Source organism: Microbacterium sp. UBA3394 (assembly GCF_002358725.1).
In the GTDB taxonomy this organism is placed as follows: Bacteria; Actinomycetota; Actinomycetes; order Actinomycetales; family Microbacteriaceae; genus Microbacterium; species Microbacterium luteum.
Map to the genome: position 1 here is coordinate 1 of NZ_DEPK01000128.1, position 7,827 is coordinate 7,827.

7 protein-coding genes are annotated in these 7,827 nt (G+C 69.2%); 2 read left to right on the plus strand and 5 right to left on the minus strand.

What is annotated here, in order from left to right:
• Positions 1 to 19 precede the first annotated feature (19 nt).
• Both B4E30_RS07805 and rsmA read right to left on the minus strand, forming a co-directional pair.
• Positions 20 to 946, minus strand: a complete 927-nt coding sequence (locus B4E30_RS07805; protein ID WP_286794514.1) for a phosphodiesterase — start codon at positions 944 to 946, stop codon at positions 20 to 22.
• Positions 947 to 1,044: 98 nt separating this feature from the next.
• Positions 1,045 to 1,908, minus strand: a complete 864-nt coding sequence (gene rsmA / locus B4E30_RS07810; protein WP_286794515.1) for a 16S rRNA (adenine(1518)-N(6)/adenine(1519)-N(6))-dimethyltransferase RsmA — start codon at positions 1,906 to 1,908, stop codon at positions 1,045 to 1,047.
• Positions 1,909 to 1,979: 71 nt separating this feature from the next.
• Here rsmA and B4E30_RS07815 point away from each other — a divergent pair, with 71 nt between their 5' ends.
• Complete coding sequence (locus tag B4E30_RS07815; protein WP_286794516.1) at positions 1,980 to 3,440, plus strand: sugar porter family MFS transporter; 1,461 nt, start codon at positions 1,980 to 1,982, stop codon at positions 3,438 to 3,440.
• Here B4E30_RS07815 and B4E30_RS07820 read toward each other — a convergent pair.
• The 3 genes from B4E30_RS07820 to rsmI form a co-directional block, all read right to left on the minus strand.
• Positions 3,425 to 4,300: a TatD family hydrolase gene (locus tag B4E30_RS07820; protein WP_286794517.1), complete on the minus strand. Its 876-nt coding sequence runs from the start codon at positions 4,298 to 4,300 to the stop codon at positions 3,425 to 3,427. The two genes, B4E30_RS07815 and B4E30_RS07820, sit on opposite strands and share 16 nt — an antisense overlap.
• Positions 4,301 to 4,495: 195 nt before the next feature.
• Complete coding sequence (metG, locus tag B4E30_RS07825) at positions 4,496 to 6,070, minus strand: methionine--tRNA ligase (protein WP_286794518.1); 1,575 nt, start codon at positions 6,068 to 6,070, stop codon at positions 4,496 to 4,498.
• Between the two features lie 60 nt (positions 6,071 to 6,130).
• Positions 6,131 to 6,949: a 16S rRNA (cytidine(1402)-2'-O)-methyltransferase gene (gene rsmI, locus B4E30_RS07830; RefSeq protein ID WP_286794519.1), complete on the minus strand. Its 819-nt coding sequence runs from the start codon at positions 6,947 to 6,949 to the stop codon at positions 6,131 to 6,133.
• A gap of 23 nt (positions 6,950 to 6,972) precedes the next feature.
• Here rsmI and B4E30_RS07835 point away from each other — a divergent pair.
• Positions 6,973 to 7,827, plus strand: an 855-nt coding sequence (locus B4E30_RS07835; RefSeq protein ID WP_286794521.1) for a phospholipid carrier-dependent glycosyltransferase, incomplete at its 3' end; no start/stop codon positions are given.

Here is a 7,827-nt window from a genome sequence, read left to right on the forward strand (position 1 = left end):
CCGTGGGAGCGCGTCGAGCTCAGCGCCGACTCAGGGCGACGCGGTCCGACGGCGACGCCGCACGCGACGGCGAGCTGAACGGCCGCACGTCGGCCGCGACGAGTCGGCGCTGCGACTCCGCCGGATCGATGTACTCGAGCACCCGGGGCACGTCCACGGGGACGACCGAGTGCACGACGGTGTCGTCGTAGAGGTGCACCAGGTTGTACGACTGTGCGCCGTCCTGCGGCCGGGTGCCGCCGACGGGGACCGTGAGGTCCTGTGCGTAACAGGTCGAGGAGGCGACGGAGACCGGGATGCCGGCGAAGGTCGCGAAGGTCGAGTAGTGCAGATGGCCGGCGATGATGGCCCGCACGTCGGTGCCGCGCAGCACCTTCGCCAATCGGCGCTGTTCGCGCAGCTCGACGCTGGCCGCGAGGTCGAGCACCGCGGGAACCGGCGGGTGGTGCATCGCGAGGACGGTGCCGAGCGGCGCGGGCTCGCGCAGCACCTGCGCGAGCCAGTCCAGCTGATCGTCCGAAACCTCGCCGTGGTGGTGTCCGGGAACGGAGCTGTCGAGGGTCACGATGCGCAGACCGTCGATCTCCTCGACACGGTCGTAGGGCGTGGCGTCTCCACTGTCGTCGTCGAGCAGTCGAGAGCGGAACGCCGCCCGATCGTCGTGGTTGCCCATCACCCAGATCACGCGCGCACCGATCGCGGCGGCCGCCGGTTCGACCAGGGTGCGCAGCCGGGTGTACGCCTCGGGCTCGCCGAGGTCGGCGAGGTCTCCGGTGAAGATGAGGGCGTCGGGCCGCACGCCGGAATCGACGATGCTCGCGAGCGTGCGCTGCATCCGTTCCGCGCCGTCGATCACATCGAACAGGCGAGCGCCGGGGGCGCGCAGGTGAGTATCGCTGAGGTGGAGCAAGGTCCGGTCGGGTGCCGGGTATTCCGCGGTGTGCATCGCTTCGTCTCCCATCCCGGGGTCGAGCCGGGGTTCCGGGAAATGTTACCGGCATGTTTCGGCCCGCGAGGCCGGACACGGTGAACGATGACGAAACGTCATCTGACCGGCAGGTCACCTCCGGCGATGGCCGCGATCCGCTGAAAGTCGTCGATCGAGAGCTCTTCGCCGCGCGCGGTCGCGCGCACACCGGCGTGCTCCAAGACGGCCGAGGCGGACGACGACGAGCCGCCGAGCACGTCGGCGAGGGCCTGCCGCAGCATCTTGCGGCGCTGCCGGAAGGCCGCATCCACGATCGCGAAGGTGCGCAGGCGCTCCCGATCGGTGCCTCGGGGCGAGGCGTCGCGCGTGAAGGCGACCAGCACGCTGTCGACGTTCGGCACGGGCCAGAAGACTTGGCGCGACACCGTGCCGGCGAGCCGCCACGGACCGTACCAGGCCGCTTTGGCGCTCGGTGCACCGTAGACCTTCGAGCCGGGGGGCGCTGCAAGGCGCTCTCCCACTTCCGCCTGCACCATCACCACGCCGCGCTGCAGCTCCGGGAAGGTCTCCAGGAAGTGCAGCAGCACCGGGACCGAGACGTTGTACGGCAGATTCGCCACGAGCACCGTCGGCCGACCGGGCAGATCGGACACCCGGAGCGCATCGGCGGCGACGACCTGCAGTGCGCCGTCCGCGACGCCGTGGGCGGTCGCCGTGCCTGGCAGGCGTGCCGCGAGGCGCGCATCGATCTCCACCGCCGTCACGCTCGCCCCCGCCTCCAGGATCGCGAGCGTGAGAGATCCCAGCCCGGGGCCGATCTCGACCACGCTTTCGCCCGGGCGCACGTCGGCGACGTGAACGATCTTGCGCACCGTGTTGGCGTCGACGACGAAGTTCTGACCGAGTTTCTTCGTCGGGGTGACGTCGAGCTCGGCGGCGAGGGCGCGGATCTCACCTGCGCCGAGGAGCTGTACGGGCATGGGTTCACTGTAGTCAAGCCCCGCAAGGCGCTGTGCACGGCGGCGCGCACAGGTCTAGGGTGACGGCTGTGATGTCATCCGGTTCCACCCCCACGGCGGGGTTCTCCTTGAGCAGCTCGTACGGTCGGCGCGCCATCGCCCTGTCGATCGCCGCCGCCGTGGGCGGTTTCCTGTTCGGCTTCGACTCGTCGGTGATCAACGGCGCCGTCGACTCCATCGAGTCCGACTTCGCCCTGAACGACGTGATCACCGGCTTCGTCGTCGCGATCGCCCTGCTCGGGTGCGCCTTCGGTGCGATCCTGGCCGGAACCCTGAGCGACCGGTTCGGGCGCCTGAAGGTCATGCTGATCGGCGCGGTCATGTTCCTGACGAGCGCGTTCGGCTCCGGCCTCGCGTTCGGGGTGTGGGACCTGACCTTCTGGCGACTCATCGGCGGCATCGGCATCGGCATCGCGTCGGTGGTCGCCCCTGCCTACATCGCCGAGGTCGCGCCGCGTCAGATCCGCGGCACGCTCGGTTCGCTGCAGCAGCTGGCGATCACGCTCGGCATCTTCGCGGCCCTGCTGTCCGACGCACTGCTGGCGAACATCGCCGGCGGCGCGAACGAGCCGATGTGGTTCGGGCTCGACGCATGGCGGTGGATGCTGCTGGTCGAAGCCATTCCGGCTCTCGTGTACGGCATCCTGGCGCTGACGATGCCGGAGTCTCCGCGATACCTCATCGCACGCGGACGCATGGATGAGGCCAAGGAGATCTTCTCCCGCCTCATGCCGCCGGAGGATCTCGAGATCACCGTCAACGAACTCGAGAAGAAGATCCAGGCCGACCGCAAGAACGCGGGGGTGTCGCTGCGCGGTCCGGTCTTCGGCCTCCAGGGCATCGTCTGGATCGGGATCATCCTCTCCGTCTTCCAGCAGTTCGTCGGCATCAACGTGATCTTCTACTACTCAACGACGCTGTGGCGGGCGGTCGGCTTCACCGAGCAGAACTCGTTGCTGATCAGCGTCATCACGTCGGTGACGAACGTCCTGGTGACCATCGTCGCGATCGTGCTGGTGGACCGCGTCGGACGCAAGCCGATCCTGCTCATCGGGTCGGTGCTGATGACGGTATCGCTCGCAGCGATGGCGATCTCGTTCGCCTTCGCCACCGGCTCCGGTGACGACGTGTCCCTCCCCGACCCGTGGGGTCCGATCGCCCTCGTGGCCGCGAACCTCTTCGTGATCGGATTCGGCGCGTCGTGGGGCCCGCTGGTGTGGGTGCTCCTCGGCGAGATCTTCCCCAGCCGCATCCGCGGCAAGGCGCTCGGCGTCGCCGCGGGAGCGCAATGGATCGCGAACTTCCTCATCACGGTGAGCTTCCCCGTCATGTCCGGCTGGTCGCTCCCGCTGACCTACGGCATGTACGCCACGTTCGCGGCGCTGTCGTTCTTCTACGTCGCGTGGAAGATCCCCGAGACCAAGGGCATGGAGCTGGAGCAGACCGAGACGCTGTTCGTGCGCAAGAACGCGAAGGCTCAGAACGCGCCGTAGACCTCGAGGGTGTTGCGGGCCAGCTGAGCGCACAGCTCGTCGAGCTCGACCCCGAGCTCCGCGGCCATGAAGCGCACCGTGACCGGGATCAGGTACGGGGCGTTGGGGCGTCCGCGATGCGGGGTCGGCGTGAGGAAGGGCGCATCCGTCTCGACGAGGATGCGCTCGACCGGCGTCACGTGCAACGCGTCACGCAGGTTCTGGGCGTTCTTGAACGTGACGTTGCCGGCGAACGAGAGCCAGTAGCCGCGCTCGGCGGCGATGCCGGCCATCGCCTCGTCGCCGGAGAAGCAGTGGAACACCGTGCGTTCCGGGGCGCCGACGCGCGACAGCGTCTTGAGCACCGCATCGTGAGCGTCGCGGTCGTGGATCTGCATCGCGATGCCGTGCTTCTTCGCGAGCGCGATGTGCGCCTCGAAGGACTCGTGCTGCGCGGGGATGCCGGGCTCGTCGGTGCGGAAGAAGTCCAGCCCGGTCTCCCCGATCGCACGCACGCGCGGCTGTGCGGCAAGCTCGTCGATGACCGCGATCGCTTCGTCAAGGCGTCCCGCATCCCGATACAGCGGGGCCTCGTTGGGGTGGATGGCCACCGCCGCGAGGACGCGCGGATCCGAGGAGGCCGCCCAGGCCGACCAGCGGCTGGACTCGATGTCTCCTCCGGCCTGCACGACGCCCACCACGCCGACCTCGGCGGCGCGGTCGAGCTGGTCGGTGAGGCTCAGCGGATCATCGCCGTCCTCTATCTCGAGGTGGGCGTGATTGTCGTAGACGGGCACCGCCAGCGGCGCGGGCGCATCCGGATACCGAATGTCGCGCGCCCCCTTCTCCCGCGTTCGCACGTACGCGCTCGGATCGCTCATCGCTCGCCTCTCCCTCCATCCGGTCGCTCCACATCCTGATGCTTCCCAGTGCAGCCTCCCCAGCCTCCCCCATCCTGCTGCATGTCCCACTTTCCGTCGCCATAGCCGCCCATAGGGACAGAAAGTGGGACATCACCAGGTTGTCGATGCCGCAGGGCAGGGGTGGATGCCGCAGGGCGCGGGGCGCCGGCGGGATCAGGCCTGCTCGACGCGGGGGAAGAGGGGGGCCAAGCCGTTGACGGTGGTGCCGGGGCGTAGCGCCCCCCACTTTCCGGCCTCGCGGATGAGCTGTTCCTCCAGCGATCCCAGCGTCTCACTCACGCCGAGGGCGAGCCACAGCTTCGCGGTGGCCTCGGGCATCACCGGCGACAGCAGCACGGTCAAAGCACGGAGCCCCTCCGCGACGGTGAAGAGCACCGTCTGCAGTCGCTCTCGCTTGGCCTCGTCCTTGGCCAGCGCCCACGGCTCGTTGATCGTGATGTAGCCGTTGAGCTCGTCGACGATCGTCCAGATGCGGTCGATCGCCTCGTCGATGCGGAAACGCTCCATGGCCGCATCCGCCCCGCTCGCCGCATCCGCGACGACGCGCTGGATCTCGAGATCGGCCTCGGTGTAGCCGCCGGGCGCCGGCACGACGCCGTCGAAGTACTTGCCGATCATCGCGACGGTGCGCGATGCCAGGTTCCCGAACCCGTTCGCGAGCTCGGCCTGATACCGCGCGGAGAGGTCCTCCCATGAGAACGAGCCGTCCTGGCCGAAGGCGATGGCCGAGAGGAAGTAGAACCGGTACGCATCCGAGCCGAACACATCCGTGATCTCGGTCGGGGCGATGCCGGTGAGCTTCGACTTGGACATCTTCTCGCCGCCGACGAGCAGCCATCCGTGGGCGAACACGCCGCGAGGCACGTCGAGACCGGCCGCCATGAGCATGGCCGGCCAGATGACGGCGTGGAAGCGCAGGATGTCCTTGCCCACCACGTGGTACGCCGGCCAGCGCCGGTCGAACTGCTCCGGGTCGGTCCCGTAGCCGACCGCGGTGGCGTAGTTGAGCAGCGCGTCCACCCACACGTAGATGACGTGGCTGTCATCCCAGGGCACCTCGATGCCCCAGTCGAAGGTCGAGCGGGAGATCGACAGGTCCTTCAGTCCGCTCCGCACGAACGAGACGACCTCGTTGCGGGCCGACTCCGGGCGGATGAAGTCGGGCTGCGACGCGTAGAGCTCCAGCAGCCGGTCCTGGAACTCGCTGAGCTTGAAGAAGTAGTTCTTCTCCTGCAGCAGCTCCAGCGGCTTGGAGTGGATCGCGCACACCTTGAGTCCTTCGAACTCCCCGGTGCCCGGGAGGATCTCGGCCTCGGTCTTGAACTCCTCGCAGCCCACGCAGTACAGCGCTTCGAACTCGCCGGCGTAGATGTAGCCGCGGTCGTAGATCGCCTGCACGAACGCCTTCACGCGCTCCTCGTGACGATCCTGGGTGGTTCGGATGAAGTCGTCGTTGGCGACGTCGAGGGTCTCCAGCAGCGGGAACCACGACTCGGTGACGAGACGGTCCACCCACTCCTGCGGCGTCGCGCCGTTGGCCGCGGCGGCGCGCATCATCTTCTGACCGTGCTCGTCGGTGCCGGTGAGCATCCAGGTGTCGTCCCCGGCCTGGCGGTGCCAGCGCGCGAGGGTGTCGACGGCGACGGTGGTGTAGCCGTGCCCGATGTGCGGCACATCGCTCGGGTAATAGATCGGCGTCGTGATGTAGAAGGATCGGCCGGTACTCACCCGAGAATTCTAGTTGCCCGTCCCGGTGACCCGTCCCCGTGTGACGGACCCCCTGCGTCGTCAGTCTCGCGCGGCGAGCGCAGCTTGGTACAGATCGCGGCGCGAATGCGCCGTGGCCTCGGCGACCTCCGCGGCAGCCTCTTTCAGTCGTGCGCCGCCGGCGACGAGCGCGGTGACCTGATCGACCGCGTCGCCGAAGGCGACGGCTCGCCGCTCCGCGCCGGCGACGACGATCACGACCTCGCCGCGCACGCCCTCGTCCGCCCATGCGGCGACCTCGTTCAGGCTCCCGCGCACGACCTGTTCGTGCAGCTTCGTCAGTTCCCGGCAGACGGCGACGCGACGCTCGGCACCGAACGCCGCGATCATGTCGTGCAGCGTGGCCGCCGTGCGGGACGGCGCCTCGAAGAACACCATCGTGCGCGATTCGGCATCGAGCTCCGCGAGCATCCGGGCACGCTCGCCCGGCCTGCGCGGCACGAACCCTTCGAAGGTGAAGCGATCCGTCGGGAGCCCCGCGACGGCGAGCGCCGTCACCACCGCACTCGGACCGGGAATCGCGGTGACGGTCACGCCGGCCGCTGCTGCGGCGGCGACGACACCGTACCCCGGGTCGCTCACGGTCGGCATGCCAGCGTCGCTGAGCAGCAGCACGTCGGCGTCGCGCGCGAGCTCCACGAGGTCGTGGGCGCGATCCTTCTCGTTGTGGTCGTGCAGAGCGATGAGCCGAGGCCGGTTGTCGATGCCCAGCGCCGCCAGCAGCCGCTGGGTGGTGCGGGTGTCCTCGGCGGCGATCGTCTGCGCCGTTGCCAGAGCCTCGATCAGCCGTGTCGACGCGTCGCCGAGGTTGCCGATCGGGGTCGCGGCCAGGATGATCACCGCCCCAGCATAGGCTGGACGACGTGTCGAAGCCCGAGCCCGCCGATCCGTCCGCGGCAGCCGCGGAACGAGGGCGGGGCACCGGCCGCGTGAGCGCGACAGCCGAGACGAGGCCGAGGCCGGCGACGAAGGCGACGTGGTACGACCGGGTGACCACGCGCCTGCGCGCGGACCCCGTGCTTGCCCGTCGGTGGGCGGTGCTCGCACCCGTGATCGTGACGGTGCTGGCGGGCATCCTGCGCCTGTGGAATCTGGGGCACCCCGCCGTCCTGATCTTCGACGAGACCTACTACGTCAAGGACGCATGGAGCCAGTGGGTGCTCGGCTACACGGCGGATTGGCCGGAGGGCGCCGACGCAGACTTCGCCCAGGGCGAGACGGACACCTTCCTCGCGACCGGCAGCTTCTCCGTGCATCCCCCCCTGGGGAAGTTCCTCATCGGCGTCGGCATGGCCCTGTTCGGCGCGGATTCATCCGTCGGCTGGCGGATCGCAGCCGCCGTGTTCGGCACCGCCATGGTGCTCGTGCTCTACCTGTTCGCCCGCACCCTCACGCGATCGGTCGCCTTCGCCACCGTGGCCGCGCTACTGCTCGCCGTGGACGGTCAGGCGATCGTGATGAGCCGCGTCTCACTCCTGGACACCTTCCTGGCGTTCTTCGTGCTCCTGGCGGCATGGTTCGTGGCGCTCGATGCCCGCGGGCACGCCGCGCGCATCGCCGCCCGGACGGCATCCCGCGACGCACCCCACGAATGGGGCCCGGTGCTGTGGAACCGCCCGTGGATCATCGCCGCGGGTGCAGCAGCCGGATGCGCCGGCGCCGTCAAGTGGTCGGGGCTCTACGTGCTCGCCGCGCTCGGCGTCTACCTGATCGTGACG